Source organism: Pseudoflavonifractor sp. BSD2780061688st1 E11 (assembly GCF_005844125.1).
GTDB lineage: Bacteria > Bacillota > Clostridia > Lachnospirales > Lachnospiraceae > Sellimonas > Sellimonas catena.
In genome coordinates, this window is sequence record NZ_SPHM01000021.1 from 1 (window position 1) to 23,698 (window position 23,698).

General features: G+C 47.2%; 21 protein-coding genes. 18 read left to right on the top strand and 3 right to left on the bottom strand.

Annotation, left to right across the window (positions count from 1 at the left end; all coding sequences use genetic code 11):
* Window positions 1-310: 310 nt before the first annotated feature.
* The 3 genes from FGQ85_RS18835 (at window position 311) to FGQ85_RS10465 (ending at window position 2,270) form a co-directional block, all read left to right on the top strand.
* Window positions 311-472, top strand: coding sequence for a hypothetical protein (locus FGQ85_RS18835; RefSeq protein WP_243128536.1), 162 nt, complete (start codon window positions 311-313; stop codon window positions 470-472).
* 12 nt (window positions 473-484) lie between these two features.
* Window positions 485-994, top strand: coding sequence for a DUF4405 domain-containing protein (locus tag FGQ85_RS10460; protein ID WP_243128537.1), 510 nt, complete (start codon window positions 485-487; stop codon window positions 992-994).
* Between the two features lie 265 nt (window positions 995-1,259).
* Window positions 1,260-2,270, top strand: coding sequence for a PD-(D/E)XK nuclease family transposase (locus tag FGQ85_RS10465; RefSeq protein WP_138373418.1), 1,011 nt, complete (start codon window positions 1,260-1,262; stop codon window positions 2,268-2,270).
* A gap of 537 nt (window positions 2,271-2,807) precedes the next feature.
* Here the strand turns inward: FGQ85_RS10465 and FGQ85_RS10470 are convergent.
* The gene (locus FGQ85_RS10470; RefSeq protein WP_138373419.1) at window positions 2,808-3,716 is read right to left on the bottom strand and encodes a GTP-binding protein; all 909 of its coding nucleotides are present in this window, start codon (window positions 3,714-3,716) and stop codon (window positions 2,808-2,810) included.
* 20 nt (window positions 3,717-3,736) lie between these two features.
* A complete protein-coding gene (locus tag FGQ85_RS10475; protein ID WP_118636108.1) occupies window positions 3,737-4,798 on the bottom strand; it encodes an NAD(P)-dependent alcohol dehydrogenase in 1,062 nt (353 codons plus the stop codon).
* A gap of 319 nt (window positions 4,799-5,117) precedes the next feature.
* Between FGQ85_RS10475 and FGQ85_RS10480 the strand changes: the two genes are divergently transcribed.
* The 15 genes from FGQ85_RS10480 (at window position 5,118) to FGQ85_RS10550 (ending at window position 22,628) form a co-directional block, all read left to right on the top strand.
* Window positions 5,118-5,969, top strand: a complete 852-nt coding sequence (locus tag FGQ85_RS10480) for a cell division protein FtsQ (protein ID WP_138373420.1) — start codon at window positions 5,118-5,120, stop codon at window positions 5,967-5,969.
* A 27-nt stretch (window positions 5,970-5,996) separates the two neighbouring features.
* Complete coding sequence (locus FGQ85_RS10485) at window positions 5,997-7,691, top strand: energy-coupling factor transporter ATPase (protein ID WP_138373421.1); 1,695 nt, start codon at window positions 5,997-5,999, stop codon at window positions 7,689-7,691.
* Between the two features lies 1 nt (window position 7,692).
* On the top strand, window positions 7,693-8,529 hold the full coding sequence (locus tag FGQ85_RS10490; protein ID WP_138373422.1) for an energy-coupling factor transporter transmembrane component T: 837 nt from the start codon (window positions 7,693-7,695) through the stop codon (window positions 8,527-8,529).
* A 9-nt stretch (window positions 8,530-8,538) separates the two neighbouring features.
* Window positions 8,539-9,333, top strand: a complete 795-nt coding sequence (locus FGQ85_RS10495) for a PHP-associated domain-containing protein (protein WP_138373423.1) — start codon at window positions 8,539-8,541, stop codon at window positions 9,331-9,333.
* Between the two features lie 44 nt (window positions 9,334-9,377).
* Window positions 9,378-10,148, top strand: coding sequence for an inositol monophosphatase family protein (locus FGQ85_RS10500; protein WP_087253613.1), 771 nt, complete (start codon window positions 9,378-9,380; stop codon window positions 10,146-10,148).
* Entirely contained in the window at window positions 10,136-10,969 is an 834-nt protein-coding gene (locus tag FGQ85_RS10505) for a MurR/RpiR family transcriptional regulator (RefSeq protein ID WP_087167057.1), read from the top strand. Before FGQ85_RS10500 ends, FGQ85_RS10505 begins: the two co-directional genes overlap by 13 nt.
* Before the next feature lie 177 nt (window positions 10,970-11,146).
* Entirely contained in the window at window positions 11,147-12,031 is an 885-nt protein-coding gene (locus tag FGQ85_RS10510) for an HAD family hydrolase (RefSeq protein WP_138373424.1), read from the top strand.
* Between the two features lie 98 nt (window positions 12,032-12,129).
* Complete coding sequence (locus tag FGQ85_RS10515) at window positions 12,130-12,894, top strand: class I SAM-dependent methyltransferase (protein ID WP_243128538.1); 765 nt, start codon at window positions 12,130-12,132, stop codon at window positions 12,892-12,894.
* A 24-nt stretch (window positions 12,895-12,918) separates the two neighbouring features.
* Window positions 12,919-13,623 carry a response regulator transcription factor gene (locus FGQ85_RS10520; RefSeq protein ID WP_138373425.1) on the top strand — a complete coding sequence of 235 codons (705 nt, stop codon included), beginning with the start codon at window positions 12,919-12,921 and terminating at the stop codon, window positions 13,621-13,623.
* Window positions 13,620-14,855 carry a HAMP domain-containing sensor histidine kinase gene (locus FGQ85_RS10525; RefSeq protein ID WP_138373426.1) on the top strand — a complete coding sequence of 412 codons (1,236 nt, stop codon included), beginning with the start codon at window positions 13,620-13,622 and terminating at the stop codon, window positions 14,853-14,855. Before FGQ85_RS10520 ends, FGQ85_RS10525 begins: the two co-directional genes overlap by 4 nt.
* 118 nt (window positions 14,856-14,973) lie before the next feature.
* Window positions 14,974-15,648, top strand: coding sequence for an ABC transporter ATP-binding protein (locus FGQ85_RS10530; RefSeq protein WP_087167249.1), 675 nt, complete (start codon window positions 14,974-14,976; stop codon window positions 15,646-15,648).
* On the top strand, window positions 15,645-18,065 hold the full coding sequence (locus tag FGQ85_RS10535; protein WP_138373427.1) for an ABC transporter permease: 2,421 nt from the start codon (window positions 15,645-15,647) through the stop codon (window positions 18,063-18,065). The genes FGQ85_RS10530 and FGQ85_RS10535 overlap by 4 nt, the downstream gene beginning before the upstream one ends.
* A 167-nt stretch (window positions 18,066-18,232) precedes the next feature.
* On the top strand, window positions 18,233-20,194 hold the full coding sequence (locus FGQ85_RS10540; protein ID WP_138373428.1) for a beta-L-arabinofuranosidase domain-containing protein: 1,962 nt from the start codon (window positions 18,233-18,235) through the stop codon (window positions 20,192-20,194).
* Between the two features lie 26 nt (window positions 20,195-20,220).
* Window positions 20,221-21,186 (top strand): aldose 1-epimerase family protein, encoded by a 966-nt coding sequence (locus FGQ85_RS10545; RefSeq protein ID WP_087253633.1) that lies wholly within the window; start codon window positions 20,221-20,223, stop codon window positions 21,184-21,186.
* Window positions 21,187-21,263: 77 nt separating this feature from the next.
* Window positions 21,264-22,628 carry an MATE family efflux transporter gene (locus FGQ85_RS10550; RefSeq protein WP_087167064.1) on the top strand — a complete coding sequence of 455 codons (1,365 nt, stop codon included), beginning with the start codon at window positions 21,264-21,266 and terminating at the stop codon, window positions 22,626-22,628.
* Window positions 22,629-22,640: 12 nt separating this feature from the next.
* Here the strand turns inward: FGQ85_RS10550 and FGQ85_RS10555 are convergent, their stop codons facing one another.
* The gene (locus FGQ85_RS10555) at window positions 22,641-23,444 is read right to left on the bottom strand and encodes an AraC family transcriptional regulator (RefSeq protein WP_138373429.1); all 804 of its coding nucleotides are present in this window, start codon (window positions 23,442-23,444) and stop codon (window positions 22,641-22,643) included.
* Window positions 23,445-23,698 lie beyond the last annotated feature (254 nt).

A 23,698-nucleotide genomic window follows, 5' to 3' on the forward strand; every position in this document is an offset into this window, starting at 1 on the left:
AACTGCAACTTCATGGCCCATATGCCTTGTAATTCTAACTGCAACAACCTATGTTGCAATTAATTTTTCAATTAACCTAAGTGTAGCAGAGAAGAGAAATTCTTACGGCTGCACTTACTTTTTTATTTAGAACAAAGCATGAAACAGTACAAACTCAGATCAGATGGAAAACTTTTTCAACTTGCAAATTAATGGTATTACCATTTTACGAAAAAGAAAACCAGATCAAGATAAAGGGGAGTTTTATCATAGATCATAAGAGAGAATCAAAAACGATGGAATACGGAATTGCGGAAGGAGGATGTGCAAGGTGAATCAGAAAGCAAAAATAAAAATGGGGATTGACCTGGTGATGACCATATTGCTTCTATGCCAGATGGCTTATATGCTGATCGGGGAGACCGCACACGAATGGCTTGGAACAGCAATGTTTCTCCTCTTCATCTTCCATCATATCGTAAACAGGAAATGATATCAGAATCTGTTGAAAGGAAAGTACAATCCGTGCCGGATTCTCCAGACCGCAGTGGACATTTTGGTGCTTCTTGCGATGATCGGTCTGATGATAAGTGGTATTATGATGTCCAGAGAAGTTTTCGCTTTCCTTCCGATTGAAGGCGGAATGGGCTTTGCGCGGATCCTTCATATGATCTCAGCTTACTGGGGATTTATTCTGATGAGTATCCACTTGGGACTCCACTGGGGCATGATCATGGGAAGAATCGGACAGATTGGCGGGCTGAAAAAAGGCTCCGTACCACGCAGCTGGATATTAAGAGTATTGGCACTCTTAATCTGTATATACGGAATATACGCATTTCAAAAACACCACATTTTTGATTATCTTTTCCTCAAAAGCCAGTTTGTATTCTTCGATATGTCACAGCCGCTCGTACAGTTTTTCGCAGAATATCTGGGAATGATGGGACTGTGGGTGTGCATTGCCTACTATCTGTCGAAGTGGCTCCCGAAAGGAAACAAAAAGAAAAAATAGAGCTGCAGATTCTAAATTATTAAGATCGTATTCAGGTATAAAGCACCGGAATACGGTCTTTTTTTGAGCAAAATGGTCTTGTAAATATTTGCTGTCTATGCTACAGTTAGCCTATCTATTTCGGTGGAATTCTATCCGCCAAATTGTTCTTTCTTTAATAAGAAAGATTCTTTTGCCGAAAGACAGTCTCATTTTCGGAAAACTCCATATCGGAGTATCAAACCCGCAAATGACCAAATGTACAACTGAAAAAGGAGGAAATGCTATGACGACAATTCTGAAAAATTATTTCCCGATGATACAGACACGGGAAGAAGTAATGAAGGAGATTTCTGGAAGTGAACGGCTTTCGGAGATGTTTTGCCAATGGAAAAAGGAACAGCAGGAAGCGTTCCTGGATTTTTGTACCGGGAACCGGGGCGTGAAAATTCTCTATGATTCGTTCTTTAAAGAGATTCTGAATCCGGAGATTGCTCCAGAGAGGATAGAGGAATTTCTGTCACTGATACTGAAACAGGAGGTGAGGATTTTAACAGTACTTCCCAATGACACAGTGCGGATTGCGGATGAACAGTCTCTGGTAATCATGGATATTGTAGTGGAACTGGAGGATCACAGCATCGCAAATGTGGAGGTACAGAAGATTGGCTATCTCTTTGCAGGACAGAGGAGTGCGTGCTACTCCGCGGATTTGTTGCTTCGGCAGTATAAGAGGGTCAAAGGTGAGAAAGGGAAAGCTTTCAGTTATAAAGATATTAAAAAAGTATTTACAATTGTTCTATATGAAAAAAGTCCTAAGGAATTTTGGCAGTATCCGGAAGAGTACATCCATCATTTTTTACAGAAATCCGATACTGGAATCAAGATGGAACTACTGCAGGAATACGTGTATATTCCGCTTGACGTATTCCGGAAATTTATGCAAAATAGAGGTATAAAGAATAAATTAGAAGCATGGCTGAGATTCTTCAGCACCGAGAATCCAGAGGAGATCGGGGAACTGATCGAGAAATTTCCGGGGTTTAAAAAGTTGTATGGAGAAATCTACGAGCTGTGCAGGAATGTGGAGAAGGTGATGGAGATGTTCTCAAAAGAATTGCAGGAACTGGATCGGAATACCGTGCAGTATATGATTGATGTAATGCAGGAAGAGATTGATGGATTGAAAGGAAGCCTGCAGGAGAAAGAAGTATCTTTAAAGGAACAGGAAGCGGAAAACCAGCGCCTTCTGGAACAGATTAAAAAACTGGAAGAGGAGCTGGCAAAGGAAAAGTAGAGTTTGAGTATAAGACAATAAGGCGTCGGTACAGAGTTCAGTCTCTGTTCCGGCGCCTTATCTGGCGTTGCCAGTTGCAGAATATCCGAACCGCAGCATACAGGTGTTTTATGCGGAGTAAATGCCCTGTACGGTGATCTGCCGGAAAAACCGGGAGAGCCCAAGGGTTACGGTTTCTTCCACGCGCTGCGGGATCCTGCGGATCAGAATCTCCCCGAATTCGTGAGGGAAACTTAAGAAATGCTCACGTTTTAGGACGGCTGTTTCTTCCGAATCGACAAACCTTGCCGATATATCCAGACGGGAGCCGCCTCATGTGTGGCACATCATTGGGGTAATCAGGATATTTTTATGATTGGATTTTTTCATATGCTCAATTAACCGTTCGTCAAGATGAAATTTCATGGTGGAATCCTCCTTTGCTTTTTCTGGCATTATTATCTCAGATTTAAATGGAGAGTTCCGTGATGAAGTCACAGAAAGGGCAGAAAGGCCCTCCGGACTTTGCAATGCTGATCCGGAAGGCCTCACATGAAATTAAGAAGATTCTCGCAATTCTTTGATCAGTAGTTTGCGCAGTTCCCGGCGTTTGATTTTCGGACCGATGAAAATGCTCTTTGGCTGTTCGGCTTCGTCAAATCCGGTGATGGTGTAACGGTCGTCCACCACATCAAAGCGGAAGAGACAGCCGCCGGCATCAACAAATCCTTTGGCTCGGCAGATCGTCCCGTAAGCACCGTGGATCAGCTGTTCCAGAAACCAGATCAGATGATTGGGACCGGGAAGCGAAATATCTGTAAGGCCAAGGGAGAGCAGATTTGGAGTCTCCATTGTTTCGGGTGCTATGGGGTTTCCGCTCAGATCCGTATGCAACAAGGTGTTCCACCAGGACAACTCCATATGGCTGTAATGCTCTGCCTGGATCCGGGCGTCAGGATTGACATCCCGGATTTTGGAAACCAGAGTATCCATCTCTTCCGGTGTATCGAAGTTACGTTTGGAAATGACGATGGTCCCGGCTGCCTTTAACTGATCTTCAAAGATATCCCGGTAGTCCCGCATATAGTGGTCAAAGCAGTTGGCGTCCACGATGGTAACGGGGCTTAAAAGGGAAATCCGTTCGTATTCGATCTGCCGGATATTATGAATGACATTGGACAGTACGCCCACACCGGTCGGCTCTACAATGAGATATTCCGGATCGAGGGTGTTGGCGATGGTCAGGATGGAGGAGGCAAAGTCCGATTTCATGGAACAGCAGATACAACCTTCCGTCAGTTCCCAGATGTTGATATCCTTCTCCTTATCTAAAAGTGTCTTGTCGATACCCACCTCTCCGTATTCATTTTCCATGACGACAAAATCTCGCTTTGTCTTCTGGGCCATTTCTTTAATAAACGTAGTTTTTCCGGCGCCGAGAAAGCCGGAAACGACAAGTATCTTCATAATATCCTCCGATTTTCTGGTTAGTCTTCAATTTTAACGACTGGTTTGATCAGATCCTTTGGCTTGTCTCTCATAAGGAAGAGTGCCTCTTCCAGATGTTCCCATCCGTCAAATACATGGGATACGAGCGGATGTACGTCCAGCTTGCCTGCGGAAACGAGTGCACCGAGCTTTTCCATGCGGAGACGTCCCCCTGGCATGAGACCGCCGTTGATCTGTTTGTGTCCCATGCCGACACCCCATTCAGCGCGCGGGATATTGACATAGGTGCCGCTTCCAAGATAGTTGACATTACCGATCTTTCCGCCTGGTTTTAATGCTTTGACAGCAGATTCAAACGTTTCACAGCCGCCTCCTGCGACAATGACCTTGTCCACGCCTTTTCCGTCTGTCATGGCAAGAACCTGGTCTTCGATGCTTCCGTCTTTGTAACTGATAAAATCAACAGCGCCGTATCCTCTGGCCGCCTCTACGCAGACAGGTCTTGTGCCGACTGCAATAATGCGGGATGCACCGCGCATATTGGCGCCGGCAACGGACATCAGTCCTACCGGGCCGATTCCGATAACGAGAACGGTGTCACCGAACTGAACGTCGGCAAGTTCTACGCCGTGGAATCCGGTCGGAACCATGTCGGAGAGCATACATGCGTCTACCGGATCGATGTTGGACGGCAGAAGCGCAAGGTTTCCATCTGCGTCATTGACATGGAAGAATTCAGAGAAGACACCGTCTTTGAAGTTGGAGAATTTCCATCCTGCCAGCATTCCGCCGGAGTGCATGGAATATCCTGCCTGTGCTTCGAGAGAGTTCCAGTCCGGAGTGATGGCCGGAACCAGAACACGGTCACCTGGTTTGAAATCTTTGACAAGAGAGCCGACTTCTACAACTTCAGCACAGCATTCGTGGCCAAGAATCATGTTGTGGCGTTCTCCGATGGCACCTTCCCACAGCGTATGAACATCAGATGTGCAGATTGCGACAGCAAGTGGTTTACAGATCGCATCAAGCGGCCCGCACTCAGGGCGGTCTTTCTCAATCCAGCCGGATTCACCGATTTTCAGCATTGCATAGCCTTTCATTTTACACTACCTCCTTTTAGTTGAAAATTGATAAGTTAGATCTATCATATCATGGATGGGACGGGAAAAGTGAAAAAACTTCTTTTCAAATTGTAAAAGTTCTATTAATAACGTGAAAAACATGACAAGTTCTGACGAAAAGGGAAATAAAAAGAAAGTGTTCTTCGATATCGCTTTCGAAGACAAGAGAAAATAAACTTTCATAAACCAAGTGAAAGAAAATTTACTTACATTTAACTAAAGAATGAAAGAAAACTTTACTTCGGATTGTTATGATTTTTAATGTAAAAAGCGTGAAAGTTTTCAGGAGGAAAAGAGAATGGTTACGAAACAACAGACAGCGACACAGTCGCAGAAACTTATGATTTTTGTTCTTACGATGTCACTTTACGGTCTGGCTACGTTATTTACAGAACTGATTCCGAAATTTCAGGTGGGAATTGTGGAATTTTCCGTAGAATATTTTCTGTTTATTCCGCTGGTTCTTGCGATTCTGTTTGATCCGATGTCAGCTGCACTCGGAGCGGCTACCGGAGAACTGGTATTCAGTGAGATCATGCTGGGACAGTTTGGCGGGCTTGGAGAGTTGGAAAAGTTTATTACAGTCACAATCGGTGTATATATTGCGGGAAGACTTGTGAGAAATCCGAAAAACCGGACGATGGTAGGGATTGCATCGATGACGGGTGTGATTTTACAGCAGCTTTTGGGAACGATTGTGGACATTTTGAAGGTTCAGTTTGCGGTAACGGATTTTGAGGCGGTACCGGGACTCCCGGAAAGTGTATTTGCGACAGAAGGTTTTGCATGCTTAAATGATATCCTGTTTTCCGGAATCCTGTTCTGCCTGCTTCCGACGATATTCCTTGTGCCAAGACTTTATGGGAAAATCGAGCCGCTTCTTGGCATGCAGCCGAGGACAGAGGAAACAGCTCTGGGAGCAATCAATGCAAAAGTAGTGATCGGCGCGCTGGTGGCATTTGCGGCGGCGATCGGAGCGGAAATGCTGGCAGAGAGCGGCACTTCCCTCATTGACTGGGAAGCAAGCTGGGCAGAGAGCGGTACTGCAGTGGCGGCAGGCATGGTTGTGGCAGCGGCCCTTGCGGTTGTGATGCTGCTCGTGATGAAGAAAAAGGCGGAAACTACTGATAATACACTGAAAAATGCGTAAGTAAAAAGGGAAGCAGAATAGACAGATATGAATAGTATTGAAATCAAACACTTGACATTTGCTTATCCGGGAGCGGAGAAAAATACATTAAATGACGTAAACCTGGAAATTGAAAAAGGAGATTTTGCAGCGATTGTCGGCAACAATGGCTGCGGGAAATCGACATTATGCAAGACAATGAACGGGCTGATTCCACACTTTATCACCGGAACGTATTCCGGAAGTGTGGAGGCAGACGGGGTAAAGGTTCAGGATTCAGACATCGGAACTCTGGCAAGAAAAGTGGGATATGTCTATCAGGATTTCGAAAATCAGATCGTCCGGCCGACTGTGCTGGACGATGCTTCCTATGCCTGCATGAATTATGCCATGCCGGATTATAAAGAGCGGGGAATGAAAGCACTGGCGCAGTGCGGGCTGGAAGGTAGAGAAAATGAGTATATCTGGCAGCTTTCCGGAGGGCAGACCCATCTGCTTGCGCTGGCGGGCGTAGTATCTCTGGAACCGGAAGTACTGATTCTGGACGAACCGATTGCACAGCTGGATCCTCATCATGCGGATCTGATTTATCAGATCTTAAAAAATCTGAATGAGAAGTATGGAAAAACAATTATTGTGATTGAACATCATACCGAGTATATTGCGGAGTACTGTAAACATGTGATTCTGATGAAAGATGGGCATATGGAATGGAAGAAGCCGACAAAAGAAGCGTTATGCCGGGTAGAAGAACTCCAGTCCTGCAACATTTTTCCGCCTCAGGTGACACTGGCAGCCTACGAGATGGTCAAAAAACAGGTCATTCCAAAGCCGGGCATGCTGCCATCCAGCATGGAAGATGGAATCCGGCTTCTGGGAGGTCTTGTATGCCAAAGAAGAGGTGATCGTGAAGGTGCCGTTATATCCGAAACTGAGACGATGGTGCAGTTTCGGGACGTTTCTGTCTCCTACCGGGCAGTGAAAGGCAAGGCAGCTCAGGTGTTTGGCGGACTGAATCTGGAAATTCACAGAGGAGAGAAGATCGCTCTGATTGGCTCCAACGGTGCCGGAAAATCTACAATGATGAAAATGATGACCGGTCTTATAAAGCCGGCAAAAGGTGAAGTCCTCTTAAAGGGGAAATCCATCAAGGATACGAAGCCGGAACAGCTTTCCAGGTATGTATCTTTGGTATACCAGAATCCGGAAGATATGTTTATCAAAGACTCCATTGAGTCAGATGTGGCGTTCGCCATGAAAGTCCGGAATGAATCGGACTGGGAAGAGAGGACGAAAGCACTTCTCGAGCGGTTCCGGCTCACGGAATTCAAGGACCGGGACGGACGGCTTTTATCCGGCGGACAGATGAGAAGGGCATCACTTGCCATCGGAATTGCCCTCAATCCTGAGATTCTGCTTCTGGATGAGCCGACGGCCAATCTGGATATTGCGACGAGAAAAGAGATTATGCGCACACTGAATGATATAAAAGAAATCACAGAGACAGTGATGATAGCGACGCACGATATGCAGCTTGTATGCGAGTGGGCGGAACGGATCATTGTACTGTGTCAGGGAGAAGTCATTGCGGACGGAACGAGAGATGAGATTTTCGGGGATATGGAAGTCGTAAAAAAATCCGGAATCCGACCACCGGAGATTTTTACCCTTGGACAGGAGATTCAGTCGGACGCATTCTGTTACACAGTGGATGAATTTGTACAGGGATTTGGAGGAAACTAAGATGAGTGGAATGATGAAAAAGATGTCCGAGAACATTCTGGATAAGTTTTCCATGGATTTTCTGCGGAATCAGGTTCTGAAAAATGCGTATGGAAATGATGATACGTTGATTGCAAAGACGGATCCGAGAGTGCTGCTCGTCTGGTATCTGTTTTTTGCTGTTGTACCATGGCTTATGAATGATCTGGTATTTCTGCTTGGATGCTTTCTTCTGGTGGCAGTGACCACGATCATGGCACGCGTGGCAGGGCTGGTGCTGGTTTTATTCGGTCTCGGAGTGTTTTCGCAGACAGGATATCTGTTTGTTGTCTCGCTTCTTTTTGGAGGCAATACGGAGACAATTGTGCCGCTGCTTGTACTGACATTAAAGGTGGCAACAGTCTCACTGGCCTCGATTACCGTATTTTCCGGTCTGGATCCGGACCGTCTGTCGAATGGGCTGATGTGGTATGGATGCCCGGAAAAGCTGTCCTTTTCCATTTCCTATGCATACCGGATGCTGCCGATGCTGATGGAGGAGTTTCAGAATGTGCTACTTTCTTACCGGTTGAGGGGAAACGCACCGGACAGCAAAGGCGTGATGGGAAAGATCCGTTATCTGATTTACCAGGTGAAGGTCATTATCCATTCCTTTTATCCGCTTATGCTTAATACGGCAAAACGGTCCAGAACTACAGTGGAAGCCCTGGAGATCAAAGGGTACCGCTATGCGGCGGTGAACAAAGAAGTAAAGAAGATGAAATTATCTTCCTTAAAGGTGACGTACAATGACATGCTGTTCGCAGCGGTTTCGTTTTTGTGGATCGCGGTCATTGTACTGGTTATGGTAATGATATAGGAGGCGCACATGTATCTTGATTTTCACACCCACGGAAAACTGGCAAAAAAACTGCCGTTTTCTACGGTATACACTGACTGGCTGTTTGGAGAGGCAAAGGACGCAGGACTGAATGCACTTTGCCTGACTGAACATTTTAACACCTTACAGTTTGATGAACTTTACGGCTATCTGATGAAAACATGCCGGAGGGACGGGGATACGCTCGTTACGGAAGGCGGGCTCCGGATTTTTGCCGGAATGGAGACAGATATTGCAGAAGGTGGTCATATTTTATCAATCGGGACGCCGGAGAATATTCTGGAACTGAACCGGAGACTGGAACCGAATAAGGAGAAAGGATCCTTTCTCACATTCGAAAAACTGATGAATTTGTTTGAGAAATATCCTATAATAGTAGGAGCAGGGCATCCGTTCCGGGAGGGAGGACATATTCCGGAACTTCCGATGGAACAGCTTGTCCGTTTCCATTTTCTGGATCTTAACGGGAAGGATGTTGCGCAGGACCGGAAAGGTACCGAGGAAAAGACATACCGGCTCGGGAACAAGCTAGGGATCCCGGTGGTAAGCGGAAGCGACACCCATCAGGCAGTTCAGTACGGATGCATTCGGACAAAATTTGAAAAAGAAATCATTACAGTAAGCGATCTTTATGCAGAGATGAAAAAAGGAGCGTATGAGATTCTCATATCTGACAATGCTTCTTTCAAGGTCCGGACAGCAGGAATTTTGAAGAAAGCACTGAAAGAAATCGATGCCCTTGGCGGAAATTATGTGAACGTGCTGGTGGAAAAGCAGGCGTAATGTTTTCGGACAGAGCACATCGAGCGGTTAGGAGAGACAGGGAAATGGAAATGATATTTGAAAAAGCTGTTGAGATTGTAAAGAAAAACGGGGCGGAGCTCACCGGAAGAGACGGGGCAGACACCATCCGGGAAAAAGGACGGACCGACTATGTAACAGAAGTGGACATCCGGGTACAACGGCAGATTTTTGCGGAGTTAAAAGAACTGGATCCAACAGCTCAGCTTCTTGGAGAAGAGAAAGAGAATGAGGGAATCGACCGGAAGGGGAGCATCTGGATTCTGGATCCGGTGGACGGGACAACGAACCTGATCCATGATTTTCAGCACAGCACCATTTCTCTTGCTTATGCCAAAGGAGGAAAAATTCTGTTTGGAGTCGTCTATGATCCATTTCATGAAGAATGCTTTACTGCGGAACTCGGGAAAGGCGCATTTTTAAATGGAAAGCCGATTCAGGTAAGCAAAAAAGAACAGCTTGGCGACTGCCTGACTGCCATAGGCACCTCACCAGGATGCCGGGAACACGCGGACGAAAATTTTGCCAGAATGAGGCGCATCTATGATCAGTGCCAGGATATACGAAGAATCGGGAGCGCGGCACTGGAACTTTCCTATGTGGCATGCGGGCGTCTGGATGGATTTTATGAAGAGAACCTGAAAATCTGGGACTACGCGGCCGGAAGCCTTCTGGTCACAGAAGCAGGCGGAACGACAGTCATAGAGGGACCGGATACCATGGCATGCACACCAAAAATCCGGGAAGAATTTCAGAAACTACTTAAGATTACGGAGGAAGAAAGATGGAATGGCTGATGCCGGATGAGGACAGCAAGTATACAAAATCAGATTTAAAAATTATGGACTTTATCGAGAACTATACGGATGAATTCCTTTTTATGAGTATCGGACAGCTTGCAAAACGGCTGGACATGTCCGAAGCGACCATCTCCAGATTTGCAAGACATATCGGCTATACCGATTTTAAAGAAATGAAAAACCATGTGGCTGCCCGCAAAGTAGGAAAAGGACCGGCCAGAAAAATCGCAGGCACCCTGATGAAAATTCAGGGATTTGACATCCGCAAATGGTTTACCTACCAGCAGGAATGCCTTGAACGGACTCAGAATCAGATTGATATCGGTGAAATGGATAAAGCACTCACCGCAATCCAGAAAGCCAGACGAATCTATATCCACGCCAAAAACGCATCTGCATCTGCCGGACAACTGCTGTTTTTCCGGCTTCGCAGACTTGGATTTGATGTGACCATGGTGCCATCCGGCGGTTCCGAAGTGATCGAAGGAATCGCACACGCAGGCGAAGGCGACCTCGTTATCATCTTCAGTTACTCCAAAGTATCCACAGAAGGAAGGATCATCCTGGACTACGCACAGACCGCAGGCTACCAGACACTTGCCTTCACAAGCAGACTCTACGCACCAAGCGACCAGCGGGCAGACATCAACATTTACGTATACCGGGGAGAAAAAGAAGAATACCACTCCATGACCACCGCCGTTGCCATGATCGACGCCATGGTACTAGCCATCTCCGAACGCATGGCATCCCAGTCCGCCGAACGCCTCGGCAAAGTACAAAATCTCAAGAAACTCTATCGGAAAGATAGGGATTAACACCATTGGGGACGTGTTCCGATGCATCGGAACACGTCCCCGTTTCACACTGATCTGGAAAATCTGCCTACAGAACCGGAAATAAGAAAGAAAATCATAGACAGAATGTAGATTGTATGGTTTTTTCTCCTGTGATAAGATAAAGGAGACGAGCATGCAGGGACAAGGAGAAAAGAGATGATAAAAGTAATAGCAGCGGATATGGACGGAACGCTTTTAAATTCCGGACATACGATTTCAGAGCAGACTTATCAGACAATACAGGATGTTCAACAGGGTGGAATCCGTTTTATGATCGCAACAGGACGGGATTATCCATCGGCATCCGATACATTAAAAAATTTTCCGCTGGACTGTGACTGGGTGACGGGAAGTGGCGCGGAGATCCGAAACCGGGATGGAGAGCTTCTTCAGACGATACCTATGGATCCGAAGTGCTTTGAACAGATCGTTTCCTGTGTGGAGAAGTTCCCGGCGTATATCCGTTTCTGCACAACGGGAAAGGATATTGTCCTGACAGAGGAAGAAGATCTGGAGCAGAGGCTTCTGGAAGAGTCAAGGTTGTTTTTCCCGGGAAATACGGATGAAGAAATCCTTGAATCGGATCAGTTTCAGCAGCTGCTGAGGCGCATGTGCCGAATCGGGAGCCTGGAGGAGCTCTGGGAGATGAAGATTCCGATTTATAAAGTGTTTATCAACGCAAAGACCGGGGAAATCATTCAGGAGATCTGGAAAGAGATGGAAAAGATTCCGGGAATCGCGGTTGCATCTTCCTTTTTTAACAATCTGGAGCTGACGGATGAGAAGGCACAAAAAGGGCATGCGATCTCAAGATATATGGAAAAGCTGGGGTACCGGAAAGAAGAAGTGATGGTACTTGGAGACAGTCTGAATGATCTGTCCATGTTTCAGGCCGGATTCGGCGCGGCAGTAGCGATGGGAAATGCCCATGAAAAGATACTGGAAGCGGCAGGTTACATTACAAAAACCAATGATGAGGACGGTGCGGCCTTTGCAATGCGCCTTGCATTGGAAAACCGGCTGGATGAGATAAAAAAGTAAATAGAAAAGAACAGAAGCTGACGGGAAGACCTGTCAGTTTTTTGTTTTCTTCCATACTCTGGCTGTGGTATCATAGATAGCATAGGGAGGGAAATTTGATGATGTATGAGAAGGATTACACAAAAGAGAATGCAAAAACAATCGACCAGTGGGTAGAGGAAGGCTGGATCTGGGGCATACCGATTTCCCACGAGGTATATGAAAAGGCCGTAAACGGAGAATGGGAGATGGTGCTGACACCGACAAAGCCGGTTCCAAAATCCTGGTTTCCGGAGTTGAAAGGGAAGAAGATTCTGGGGCTTGCTTCCGGAGGAGGACAGCAGATGCCCATTTTTGCGGCGCTTGGCGGGATCTGTACCGTGCTGGACTATTCGAACCGGCAGCTTGCAAGTGAAGAGATGGTGGCAAAAAGGGAAGGGTACGACATTGAGATTGTCAAAGCGGATATGACTAAGACCTTTCCGTTTGCGGATGAGACCTTTGACCTGATTTTCCATCCGGTTTCCAACTGCTATGTGGAAGAAGTCCTGCCGGTATGGAAAGAATGTTTCCGTGTGTTGAAAAAAGGTGGAATTTTGCTTGCCGGCGTGGATAACGGGATGAATTATATATTCGATGATACAGAGACCTGTATTGTTCACGGGCTTCCGTACAATCCGTTGAAAGACAGGAAACTGTATGAGGAAGCGATGCAAAGCGGTGACGGGATTCAGTTTTCTCATACGGTGGAGGAGCAGATCGGCGGGCTTCTAAAGGCTGGATTTTGTCTTACCCATCTTTATGAAGACACGAATGGAGAAGGGAATCTTCATGAGCATGGAATCCCGACATTTTTGGCAGTGCGTGCAGAGAAAGAGACGTAAAAGCAATAGACAGGAGTGAAAGGCATGGCAGAAATTTTATTGCTGGAAGATGAGGAAAGTGTCAATCGTGGGATTGAGTATACATTAAAAAAAGAAGGGTATGAGGTGGATAGCGCCAGAACGATCAAAGAGGCCTGGGAGATGTTCGTGAAAGAGGAGCCGGGGCTTGTGATCTGTGATGTAAATCTGCCGGATGGAAACAGTCTGGATCTGATTCGCCGGATCCGAAAAGACAGCATGACACATGTGATCTGTCTGACCGCGATGGATACGGAGATGGATCAGGTGATGGGATATGAGGCAGGGGCGGATGATTACGTCACAAAACCGTTCAGCCTGTCGGTGCTTGTCCTGAAAGTGAACGCCTTTTTTAAACGGCATCAGAAAGCGCCGGCAGATGAAATCGAATCCGGGGAACTCGTCTTTTCCATGTCCAGGATGTGCGCAAAAAAGGGGGACGGGGAAGTCTCGTTTACAAAAAATGAGTGGAAGATGCTGAAACTTTTTCTGGAACATCCAAGACAGATCCTGTCAAAGGGACAGATTCTGGATCAGCTCTTTGATGTGGATGGTGAATTCGTAGATGAAAATACAGTGGCAGTCAATATCAGAAGGCTTCGTGAAAAGATTGAGCCGGATATTTCACATCCTCAGTATATCCGGAATGTTCGGGGGCTGGGATACATCTGGGATCAGGACTGCCAGAAAAGGCAGGGGAACAGGTCATGAAAAAAGAGACAAGGCGGTGTATTACAGAACTGGTTCTCGGATTTCTTGTGACGGCCGCCGTGACAGCAATGATTTTGTTCTGGCAGTATGAGACATATCAGGAAAATCTGGCTTCCAGGGCAAGACTGCTTTTGGCGGAAAATCCAGCGGAAGAGGTGTTTCAGATTCTGAAAGAGGACGGGGATCTGAATACAGAAGAAGTGCAGGATATTCTCGGAGACTACGGATATGAGCATGTCAGGGACAGTCTGGAAGGGCAACGTTTTCTGAGAAACTGCGGATGGACGGCAGGCGGTGCAGTGGCTCTTTATCTTGGCTATGCGGCTGTTGTTTTCTATGAAAAACACAGACATAAAAAGGAAATGGAAGAACAGAGCAAAAAGGCGGCAGACGGGATTGCGAGAATCCGGGAGGGTGATTACCGGCAGGATCTTATGGACTGGTATGAAGAGGAAGAAAGTGAAGACCGGATTCTGGATGAGCTGGATTCTCTCGGAAACTACGTGGAAATGATGGAAGCACAGGCACAGCAGGAGAAGCAGGAGACGAAGACGCTGGTCACCGATATTTCCCATCAGCTGAAGACACCGGTAGCGGCGCTCAATTCCTGCTTTGAAGTGCTGAAAAATGAGGACCTGACAAAGGACGAACGCCGGGAGTTTGAGGGCAGACTGGAAGAACAGATGCAAAGCCTGGGACAGCTGGTGGAAGCGCTTGTAAATATTTCCCGGATGGAGACCGGAATGATTGAGTTGAAGCTTACAGAGGGCAGAATCTTTGATGTGATTCTGGAAGCGGTCAACCGTGTATGGGTAAAGGCTCAGAAAAAGGAGATTGAAATCGAGATGGAGGCGGAAGACAAGCTGGAAGATCTTATTCTTCCGCTCGACTCCAAATGGCTGTGTGAGGCGCTGGTTAATCTGCTGGATAACGCGGTAAAATACAGTCCGCCGGGAACAACCGTGACGATCCGCGCAGCCAGAATGGCATCCTTTTTGAGAATAGAGATCCAGGATCAGGGAATCGGAATTGCCAGAGAAAACTATCACAAAGTCTTTCAGAGATTTTACCGGGGGGATGAAAAGGAAGTTCAAAAGGAGGAAGGTTCCGGTGTGGGGCTTTACCTTGCCCGGAAGATCATTGAAGGCCATCACGGCACCATTTCTCTGGATGGAAAGAAGATGAAAAAAGAGAAAGGATCCGTGTTTGTAGTGCAGATTCCATATCGGTAGAATAGAAGTCTTACAAAACTGTAAGGCTTTTTTTCTGTTTCTGCAAGGGAAATGAAAGACAGGCGCGGTAAGATAGATGACAGAACAGGAAAATGACAGCAGAAAGGAATCAGATGATATGGATAAAATTTTAAGAACAGAAAATTTATGTAAATATTATGGAAGCGGCGAAAACGAAGTAAGAGCGGTGCAGAATGCCAACATTGACATCCAGAAAGGAGAATTTGTCGCGATTGTCGGAAAATCCGGTTCTGGAAAAAGCACGCTGCTTCATATGCTGGGCGGGCTTGACACCCCGACAAGCGGGAAAGTATTTATCCGTGGGAAAGACATTTTCTCGTACAAAGAAGACGCTCTTGCAGTCTTTCGGAGAAGAAAAATAGGTTTTATTTTCCAGTCGTTTAACCTGGTTTCCTCCATTAATGTGTGGGAAAATATTGTGCTCCCGATCGGACTGGACGGACGCAAAGCGGATGAAGCATTTGTCATGGATATTGTAAAGACGCTGGGACTGGAAAAGAAGCTTCACAATCTTCCAAATACACTTTCCGGAGGTCAGCAGCAAAGAGTTGCCATCGCAAGGGCGCTTGCTTCCCGCCCGGATATCCTTTTTGCCGATGAGCCGACGGGAAATCTGGATTCCCGGACAAGTGACGAGGTCATAGCACTTCTGAAAATGTCCGTGGAAAAATACGGACAGACACTGGTTATGATTACACACGACGAAGACATTGCCCAGATCGCGGACCGGATTCTCGTGATTGAGGACGGAAAGGTGGAAGAGTTAAGATGAAAATGATCACAAAACTTGCACTGAGTAACAATAAAAAGAATAAGACAAGAAGCATTCTTATTATGCTTTCCATCTTCCTTACCACGGTACTGCTTTCAGCAATCGCCACGTTCGGGTACGGCCAGATCAAATTTCAGAGTGCAAACGCAGAAGAATTTTATGGTTCCTATTACGGCTCCTACGCCGGAGTAACCGAAGATCAGATCGGCGAGATGGAAAAGCGGAGCGAATTTGACCGGATCGGAAGAGCGGCAACTATTGGAACTATTGAAAACGCGAGAAGCATTTCCATGGTCTGGATGGATAATGAGACCAGGGATCTGGCTAATCTTGACAGGCAGCTTCAGGAAGGTGCCTTCCCGGAACAGGAAAATGAAATTGCGGGGCAGAAGGCCATGTTTGAGCGGATCGGCTATCCGGATGTGAAAGTGGGAGACAAGGTGAACATCCGGTTCCGGAGAAATACTCACGAGACCTATCAGGAAAAAGAGTTTCTTGTAAGCGGCATCATGAGCCAGACGGTGAAAGAGCAGGAAAATCAGTCTTATACGGCCTACGTCTCCAAAGCCTGCTATGAATCCCTCTATGCACCGGAAGAACGGGCATATACGATTTATTTCAGCCTGTCCGATTCCGTGGATGTAAATTCCTCCACTCTGGAGATGACCATCAAAGACCTGGCGGAGGAATGTGGGATCAATCCGGAATATGCCTTTGACAATATGTATTATTCTATGTGGGTTCTGGATCCGGGTATGGAAATGATTGTCGGCTGCATCGTTGTGGCACTGATTGTAGTATTCTTTGCAGTCATGGTCATTTACAACATTTTTCAGGTAGGACTGATTCAGAAGATTCAGGAATACGGAAAAATCAAGGCGCTTGGCGCAACGAAAAAACAGATGAAAAAACTGGTATTCCGGGAAGGAATGCTGCTTACCATAATCAGTATTCCGGCAGGACTGATTGTCGGAACCACCGTTTCCATTGGCTTTATGAACAGCTGGCTCTCTCAGAGCACAACCTTAGGAAACCAGGATGTGGTACAGGTTAATATGGTATCGATTCCATTACTTCTCCTCTGTGCGGCAGCATCAGCCATTGCGGTATGGGCGGCATTGAAACGTCCGATGAAAGTGATTTCCAGGATTTCGCCGGTGGAGGCAATCCGTTTCCAGGGCAGTCAGAAGAAAAACAAAGGACTTCGCAGGGGCAGAAAACAGATGGGCGTGCGCCAGTTGACCCAGGCTAATATGTCCATGAACCGGAAGCGGACCATCACCACAATTATTTCCATGGGACTTTCCTGTGTCCTCTTTGTAGTGGCAGCCAACTTTACCGGAAATGTCAGCACCAGATATGACGCAAGAAAACAGGTACCGTACGGACAGTTCCAGATCGACCTTACCTACAGCAAGGCTGATACGGCCTATCCGGAAAACAATCTGGACTCCATCTTAAAAGCCAACCCTCTGGATGAGGAACTGGTGGAACAGATCAGGAAAATCGATGCCGTTACAGATATCAAGATCCGCTACATGATGTACGCTTATGATCAGAACGGCAATCTTCAGTCCATCGGCGTTCTGAACAAAGAACAGTTCGATGACGAAGAATACCAGGGGTCATTAAAAGGAGAAGTTGACTACGAAACCGCAGCGAAAAACGGAGACATCCTTTACGGCTGGTCTTATTTCATCGAAGAGAGCGGTTATGATCTCGGAGATACCGTCACCATGACTATGGGAGACGCAGGCGGCGAAGCCAGGTTCCAGGGAACAATGACAGGAGCCTTCGGAAGCAGCAATTACGACTGGATTATCACAGATGAAGCCTATGATCAGCTGGGACTTTCCGGAAAAAGCATCGGTACCATCTGGGTAGACTGCCGCCCACAGGACTGCACAGACGTACAAAACCAGCTGGAAGACCTGCTCACGGATAAACAGCATTACGAATTCAGCACCTATCAGGGCGCACTGGAGACATCCGAAAGTAGCCTCGGCATGTTCGAGACACTTGCCTACGGCTTCCTCCTCCTCGTCGGACTGATCGCATTCATGAATATGGCAAATACCATAATCATCAGCATCATCACACGAAAACGAGAACTCGGCGTCATGCAGGCACTCGGCATGACAAACAGCCAGATGAACAGCATGCTCAGAAACGAAGGAGTCCTCTTCACCGCCGGAAGTATCCTCGTATCCATCCTCGTCGGCATGCCGGCAGGATACGCACTTTTCTGCTACGGAAGAGAACATGGATACTTCGGTCTGGATGTGTACCACATCCCGGTCATCGAGATCGCTGCCATGATTATCATCCTAACGGCACTACAGATCTCACTCTCCTTCATCCTGAGCCGAAATATCAAAAAAGAATCCATCGTCGAACGGATTCGCTATCAAGAATAACCTACTGAGATGGTAGGAAATAACACCATTGGGGACGGGTTCCTGTGCATCGGTACACGTCCCCAAGTTTTTATGTTGACGGAAGTGGTGTGTGGAAGATATAGTATGTTTATAGGAGCAACCTGTAATATAGGATATGTATCAAGGAAGGTGAGGAGTGATGGACAGTGGAGAGAAATGAGATTCCGGGGCAGGGGGCCTGCAGGATTGAGAGTGGATTCTGGAACCGGTATATCGGGGTGATACGGAATGGTGTAATTCCGTATCAGTGGGATATTTTGAATGATCGGAGAGAGGATGCCGAGCCCAGTCATGCGATCGACAATTTCCGGATTGCGGCAGGTGAGATGGAGGGGGCGTTTTACGGGCAGGTGTTTCAGGACAGTGATGTGTATAAGTGGCTGGAGGCTGTCGGAAATATTTTAATGCTGGAGCGTGATCCTCATCTGGAGGAGCAGGCGGATTCTCTGATTGATCTGATTGTAAAAGCGCAGGAGCCGGACGGGTATCTGGATACCTATTTTACGATTCGGGAGCCGGACAAAAAGTGGAGTGATCTGCTGGAGTGCCATGAGCTTTATTGTGCGGGGCATATGATCGAGGGAGCGATTGCTTATTATCAGGCAACGGGAAAAGAAAAGATCTACCGGGCGGCCTGTCGTCTTGCGGACTATCTGACGCAAATCTTTGGACAGGAAGAGGGAAAGATGCACGGTTACCCGGGGCATCAGGAGATTGAACTTGCATTGCTGAAGCTGTACGAGGTTTCGGGAGAAGAGCAGTATCTGCGGCTTGCTTCATATTTTCTGGAGACCAGAGGGACGAACCGCTTTTTTGAGGAGGAGTTTGAAAAGCGCGGAAGGACCACTTTCTGGAACGGGGCAAAAATTCCGGAACCCAATGAGAGGTACAATCACTATCCTTATAGCTATTACAATCAGTTTCATGCACCGGTCCGGCAGCAGGAGACGGCGGTTGGCCATGCGGTGCGAGCAATGTATATGTACACGGCGATGGCTGATCTTGCAGCAAAGACGAAGGACCAGGAACTTTACCGGGTCTGCAGAAGGCTGTGGGATGATGTGACTACAAAGCAGATGTATCTGACCGGCGGAATCGGTGCGACTTCGTCCGGAGAAGCGTTTACGCAAGACTACGATCTGCCGAATGATACGAATTATTCCGAGACCTGCGCGTCCATCGGACTGATTTTTTTTGCTCATAGAATGCTGCAGTGCGAAACGGATTCGGTATACGGGGATGTAATGGAGCAGGCTCTGTATAATACTGTGCTTGGCGGAATGAACTATGAAGGGAACCGGTTTTTCTATGTGAATCCGCTGGAAGCGGTTCCGGAGGTAAGCAAGGCAAATCCGGAGCGGCATCATGTCGGGACTCTCCGCAGGAAATGGTTCTCATGTGCCTGTTGTCCGCCGAATCTCGCAAGGCTGATCGGAAGTCTTTGGAAATATATTTATACGGTCGGGGAAAGCCGGGTCAATGTCCAGCTGTATATTGCAGGGACTGCGCATTTGAATACAGGGGGACAGACGCTTTCGGTCATCCAGAAAACAGAGTATCCGAACGATGGCAAGATCAGCTTTACGATTCAGGGTGATGGAGAAAGAGATATTGAATTTGCGCTTCGGATTCCCGGCTGGGCAGAAAACTGGCGCTTTACGATCAATGGAGAAGCGGTGGTGCCGGATCAGGTTGAAAAGGGATATGCTGTGTTTTGCAGGAACTGGAAACAGGAGACCACGATTCAGGCAGATTTTGAGATGAAAGCACAGTTTGTCGGGGCAAATCCGAAGATCCATTATGATCTTGGCAGGGCGGCCATGACAAGAGGACCACTGGTGTACTGCCTGGAGGAAGCGGACAACGGGCCGCGTCTGGATGAACTGGTGCTGAATACGGAAACGGGAATCCGGGAGACGGCCCGTCCGGAGTGGAATGGATATGTGGAGCTGGAGGCAGATGCTGTCCGGATCAAACTGCCGGAGGGGCAGGACCTTTACATGCCGTATCGTCCGGTGAAGGAAAAAGTCAAAGTCCGGGCTGTCCCGTATTATCTGTGGAACAACCGGGGTGAAGGAGAAATGCAGGTCTGGATGAAAGCAGATTGACAGATAAAGAAAGAGGAGGAATGGGTATGAATCCGTATATTGGACATGATTCGCAGATCTGGAGTGTGGAAGAACACCGCCTTGTAGGCGGGAAAGGAGATGGAATGCGTCTGCTGGAAATCAGCAGCGGGACAGGGGTGCATCTGACGGTGTCGCTGGACCGTGCGGCGGATATTTCCAGACTTCGGTTCCGCGGAATCAATATGGGGTACTTTTCCCCGTGCGGGTATGTGGGACCGGCATATTATGACAGGAGAGAGGATCATTTTCTCAAATCCTTTACAGCAGGATTTTTGACCACATGCGGTCTGGAATCGGCAGGCGTGCCGTGTGAAGACGGCGGGGAACAGGTTCCGATGCACGGTTCGATCGCCAATGTCCCTGCGGAATATTACCGGTGGGAGGAGGAAGACGGCGAGATCGTTGTTCATGCGCAGATGCGGGACGAGGTGATTTTTGGCAGGAAACTGAAGCTGATAAGAGAGATCCGGGTCAGCCTTACGGAAGCTTCGTTTACGATCTGTGACAGGATTGTCAATGAAGGAGACCGGACGGAGCCGATTGAGCTTTTGTACCATATGAATATGGGCTATCCACTCCTGGATGAAGACAGTATTGTGGAAGTATCCTCGGAACAGGTGCGCCCGCGCAATGCCCATGCGGCAGAAGACCTGGAAAACTGGATGCATATGGAGAAACCGCAGGCAGGCTATGAGGAACGCTGTTATTACCATGAATGTAAAAAAGAGGGTCGTGCGTCCATCTGCCAGCCGAAACTTGGAATCGGCCTGGAAATCCGGTTTGATCCGAAGAAACTGGACTGCTTTACCGAGTGGAAAATGATGGGCGTCCGGGATTATGTGCTTGGCCTGGAATGTGGCAACTGTTATCCGGACGGCAGAGATGTCATGAGGAGGGACGGCCGCCTGAAATTTCTGGAACCGGGGAAGACCCTTACCTACCATGTGAAAGTGCGTTTGCTCGAGAAATAGAGAAACCGGGCAGAAAGGATTGTATCCTCCGGACAGAAGTTTTATAATAGACATTACGTGAAAAGGGGGATATACAAATGAGAGGAAAAGAGAAGGTGGACAGATCCGGATATTTATTCAGCAGCCGGGATCTGACGGCTTTGCTGATTCCGCTGGTAATTGAGCAGCTTTTATCCGTACTGGTCGGGATGGCGGACAGCATTATGGTAGCGAATGTAGGAGAAGCGGCGGTTTCCGGGGTGTCGCTGGTGGATAATATCATGGTGCTTCTGATCAACGTGTTTTCTGCTCTTGCAACCGGAGGTGCCGTGGTTGCAGGGCAGTATCTTGGACGAAAAGATAAAGAAAAAGCCAGACAGGCTGCTACACAGCTTATCTGGTTTATTACGATCTGTGCAGTTGTGATTACCGTACTGATTTATCTGTGCAAAAGCTGGATTCTTCATGGAGTGTTTGGAAAGATCGAAGAGGATGTCATGCGGCATGCAGACATTTATCTGATGATTGTGGCGGCATCTGTTCCGTTCATTGCATTATATAACGGCGGTGCGGCTATTTTCCGTACAATGGGGAATTCGGAAGTTTCCATGCGGGTGTCTGTTATTATGAATATTATCAATGTGACAGGTAACGCATGTTTGATTTATGGACTGCACAGGGGAACTGAAGGGGTGGCTGTTCCAACGCTCATATCCAGAATGGTGGCGGCGATACTGATCATTTCTCTGCTGCTTCGTCCGGGTCAGACAATATCCATGGAGAGAAATCTACATTACCGTCCGGACTGGCAGATGATCAGGAACATTTTGAAGGTCGGAATTCCGAATGGACTGGAAAACAGTATGTTTCAGCTTGGAAAGATCATTGTATTGAGCCTTGTTTCTACATTTGGTACATATGCAATTGCGGCCAATGCGGTTTCCAATACTATTGCTTCTTTTCAGGTTCTTCCGGGAATGGCCATCGCACTGGGAGTGACGACGGTTATTGCCAGATGTGTGGGTGCCGGAGATTATGAGCAGGTTAAATACTACACAAAGAAACTTATGATCATTACATATTTGAGCATGATTGTAACCAATACGATTATTCTGTTTGTACTGCCGTGGATTTTAAAAGCGTATCATTTGTCGAAGCTTACGGCATCCACAACGACACAGATTGTCGGATTCTATGCAATATGCAGTGTACTGATCTGGCCGCTGGCATTTACAACACCGGCTGTATTCCGGGCAGCAGGAGATGCAAGGATGTGTATGGTTATTTCTGTGGTTTCCATGTGGATTTTCCGGATTATTTTCAGCTATATTCTGGGACAGTATTTTGGAATGGGTGTATTTGGCGTCTGGGTTGCCATGATTATCGACTGGGTTGCCCGCTCTGTCTGTTTTCTGCTCCGCTTTAAAAGCGGAAAATGGAAGCATGAAGCAATTGTCTCCTGAAAAAGAAGAAAATCAGGAACCGGGAGCTGCCTGCTGCTTCCGGTATTCTCTTGGCGACATGTGAAAGCGCTCCTTAAAGGCACGGTTGAATGTGCGCAGACTGGTGAAACCGGCATTCATGGCAAGTTCAGTAACCGGAAGCGAGGTGTTCTTCAACAGCCCAAGCGCACAGTTCAGACGAAGGTCATTTAAATACTGGTTAAAGTTTGTATGAAAAACGGAGGAAAAGACACGGGAAAGCGCAAACTGGCTGTAACCAAGATCTTTGGCCATCCGGGACAAAGAGAGCTCTTCTGTAAAATGTCCTGCCATGTAGGAGACGGCATCAAATACAATGTCCTGCCCTGTCAAATCCTTTTTGGGCTGTAGAGAGAAAAGCGGAAGTGTCCGGGAAAGGATGATCTGGGTGTAGGACTGACAAAGCACTGAAGTCCAGGCAGGGGTTCCAAGATTCAGAAGAGACTGCAGGGCATACGTAATGTCCGGATGGACGTTTGCCGCAGACAGGACAGGATATTCAGGAACAAAGTTTTGAAGATGATCTGAGAATGGACCCGAAAGCGAAGGGGCGGCAAGCAGATAAACTGCCTGACAGAACGCGCTGTCAAAGACCTGATAGTGGTGGATCTGCTCAGGAAATACAATTCCGAAATCGCCGGTATTCATATGGAAAAGCTCTGTACCGATGCCAAGTTCCAGCGTACCACTGGTAACAAAAATGCATTCCAGTGACCGGTGAAGGTGGGGAGGAACATGGACAGAAGTCTTTTTCTCAATTTCCATACTGGATTCTTTCAGTTCATAAAAAAAGTGCATATACATATCCCTCCTGCAAAATCTGGCCGGTTTCTCCATATATTTGACAAGAATTATAGCGAAAATTAAGCTACAATGCAATCAAAATTAAAAGGAGGTGCCGGAAATGCTTAGAAAATGGAGTGCATTTTTAAGAGAGTCTTTCGAGACATGCATGGAGCAGATCTACACAAGAGATCTTTTCTAACAGATGGCGGGAAGGACAATGAAAGACAAAAGAAAAAGGCGGTTGCCGTGATCCGGTCAGGAATCAG

Coding starts and splice junctions, on each gene's coding strand:
- FGQ85_RS10500 (WP_087253613.1), top strand. CDS start 9,378: ATGGAAATGATATTTGAAAAAGCTGTTGAGATTGTAAAGAAAAACGGG.
- FGQ85_RS10520 (WP_138373425.1), top strand. CDS start 12,919: ATGGCAGAAATTTTATTGCTGGAAGATGAGGAAAGTGTCAATCGTGGG.
- FGQ85_RS10555 (WP_138373429.1), bottom strand. CDS start 23,444: ATGCACTTTTTTTATGAACTGAAAGAATCCAGTATGGAAATTGAGAAA.
- FGQ85_RS10550 (WP_087167064.1), top strand. CDS start 21,264: ATGAGAGGAAAAGAGAAGGTGGACAGATCCGGATATTTATTCAGCAGC.
- FGQ85_RS10510 (WP_138373424.1), top strand. CDS start 11,147: ATGATAAAAGTAATAGCAGCGGATATGGACGGAACGCTTTTAAATTCC.
- FGQ85_RS10535 (WP_138373427.1), top strand. CDS start 15,645: ATGAAAATGATCACAAAACTTGCACTGAGTAACAATAAAAAGAATAAG.
- FGQ85_RS10505 (WP_087167057.1), top strand. CDS start 10,136: ATGGAATGGCTGATGCCGGATGAGGACAGCAAGTATACAAAATCAGAT.
- FGQ85_RS10475 (WP_118636108.1), bottom strand. CDS start 4,798: ATGAAAGGCTATGCAATGCTGAAAATCGGTGAATCCGGCTGGATTGAG.
- FGQ85_RS10545 (WP_087253633.1), top strand. CDS start 20,221: ATGAATCCGTATATTGGACATGATTCGCAGATCTGGAGTGTGGAAGAA.
- FGQ85_RS10480 (WP_138373420.1), top strand. CDS start 5,118: ATGGTTACGAAACAACAGACAGCGACACAGTCGCAGAAACTTATGATT.
- FGQ85_RS10485 (WP_138373421.1), top strand. CDS start 5,997: ATGAATAGTATTGAAATCAAACACTTGACATTTGCTTATCCGGGAGCG.
- FGQ85_RS10465 (WP_138373418.1), top strand. CDS start 1,260: ATGACGACAATTCTGAAAAATTATTTCCCGATGATACAGACACGGGAA.
- FGQ85_RS10490 (WP_138373422.1), top strand. CDS start 7,693: ATGAGTGGAATGATGAAAAAGATGTCCGAGAACATTCTGGATAAGTTT.
- FGQ85_RS10530 (WP_087167249.1), top strand. CDS start 14,974: ATGGATAAAATTTTAAGAACAGAAAATTTATGTAAATATTATGGAAGC.
- FGQ85_RS10470 (WP_138373419.1), bottom strand. CDS start 3,716: ATGAAGATACTTGTCGTTTCCGGCTTTCTCGGCGCCGGAAAAACTACG.
- FGQ85_RS10525 (WP_138373426.1), top strand. CDS start 13,620: ATGAAAAAAGAGACAAGGCGGTGTATTACAGAACTGGTTCTCGGATTT.
- FGQ85_RS10515 (WP_243128538.1), top strand. CDS start 12,130: ATGATGTATGAGAAGGATTACACAAAAGAGAATGCAAAAACAATCGAC.
- FGQ85_RS10495 (WP_138373423.1), top strand. CDS start 8,539: ATGTATCTTGATTTTCACACCCACGGAAAACTGGCAAAAAAACTGCCG.